The organism is Paenarthrobacter sp. CM16, from assembly GCF_013179505.1.
Classification (GTDB): Bacteria; Actinomycetota; Actinomycetes; order Actinomycetales; family Micrococcaceae; genus Arthrobacter.
The window spans coordinates 1-1,396 of record NZ_JABMCX010000533.1 but is presented as its reverse complement, the minus strand read 5'-3'; the positions used below and the strand labels follow the sequence as shown (position 1 = coordinate 1,396).

Below are 1,396 nucleotides of genomic sequence, written 5' to 3'. Positions count from 1 at the left end.
TGTTCCAACGGCCCGTCGCCCCAATACGGCGTGTTACCGATGCACCAGATCAGCCATACTTCCTCTGCACCACGCCGCAGGGCTTCGGCCACGTTGGCATCCCTGATCCAGACGGCGTCGGTCCACACCTTTCCGTCCCGACGCAACGGGGTCAGGAAAATCGGAAGTGACATGCCTGCAGCCATGAGCCCGGCGTCAATGTCCGCGGCGTCGATTGCGTGGCAGCGCTTTTCGGTGAACTCCACCACGTTAAAGGAGCCCTCGACGGCGTCCGGTTGGGTTGCCCGGGCACGGATGGTGGCGTCGTGGATGCCCAGGGCGGGGAAGACTTTGCCGAGGATACCGTCGGCGTCGCCCACGGCGGGTAACGACCAAGGGCCCTTGAGGTAGTCGCCCAAAGGCAAAGCCGATCCGAAGTCCTTGACGTCAACGCCTGACCAGCGGGTGCACATCTCATCCGGTGAAACGCCGGAGAGCATCATGCCGGCCGTGAGGATCCCGCCGGAGGTGCCATCGACGTGCTGGAATTCCAGGCCTTCCTCCGTGAGCGCTTTCACTACGCCGGCCTGCCAGGCCACCCGCATGCCGCCGCCGGCGAGGACCAGTGAGCGCTTTGTGGTGTGTTTCACCCTGTCAGCCCGATGTTGGCTGGTGCTGCGCTGATCCGGCGCCAATAGATGAAGAGCAGTATCCCTGTTGCAAGGTCAAAGAAGGCAACCAGCAGGGCAACGGGGGCGAAGACGCCGTTGAGGACGCCGATGCCCACCGCCCCGAAGGCTCCTGTTTTCTGCAGACCGGACCACAGCACCACTTCGGGGGAGGGGACGTCGTTGAGCAGGGTATGGAGGAGGAGTCCTCCCACTACCACCATGAACATGCCCACAGTGCCGAAGAGTTGGCGGGTTTCGGGGGTGGAGTCCGCGCCGATGAGTTGGAGGACTTGCCCGCCGAAAGGGACCTGCACGGCTCCGGTCAGGACGGTGATGATGGCAATAGCTGCCAGGACCGCACGGAGGGGATCGGCGAGGGCCCAGGCGAGGGTGCCCGGCGGGTGTGTTTTCCGGGATGGTGCCGGACGCCCGGATTGGGTGGGCTGGTGGGCGCTCACGCGTATGACTCCAGTAGCCGGCCGCGGTCTACCAGGAGCCACACCATGGCGGCCCAGGTCAGGGTGGAGACGTAGAAGCGGATGTCGTTGAGCATCATCCAGCGTTTGAGCAATGACCTCAGTTCGGTGTCGTCAGCGAAGTCGCCGCCGCGTATCCGGACGTTGATGGGGATGATGATCCCTTGCCCCACCCAGGTCAGGACGATGATTCCCAGCAGGCAGATGGCGGCGGGGATGACGCGGATAGTGCCCCACTCGGACCAGACCAGGATGCCGCCGGAGATGAAC

The 1,396-nt window shown here is 64.3% G+C and carries 2 protein-coding genes and 1 pseudogene; all 3 read right to left on the bottom strand.

The features are described 5' to 3' along the window. The coding region (locus HP499_RS24250; RefSeq protein ID WP_309138447.1) for a patatin-like phospholipase family protein at nt 1-629 on the bottom strand (629 nt) is incomplete at its 3' end. Beyond that, a complete protein-coding gene (locus HP499_RS24245) occupies nt 626-1,108 on the bottom strand; it encodes a hypothetical protein (protein ID WP_309138446.1) in 483 nt (160 codons plus the stop codon). The genes HP499_RS24245 and HP499_RS24250, both read right to left, overlap by 4 nt. Continuing rightward, nucleotides 1,105-1,396 (bottom strand): annotated as a pseudogene (locus HP499_RS24240) (DUF1772 domain-containing protein); the annotation flags it as partial. The gene HP499_RS24245 and the pseudogene HP499_RS24240, both read right to left, overlap by 4 nt.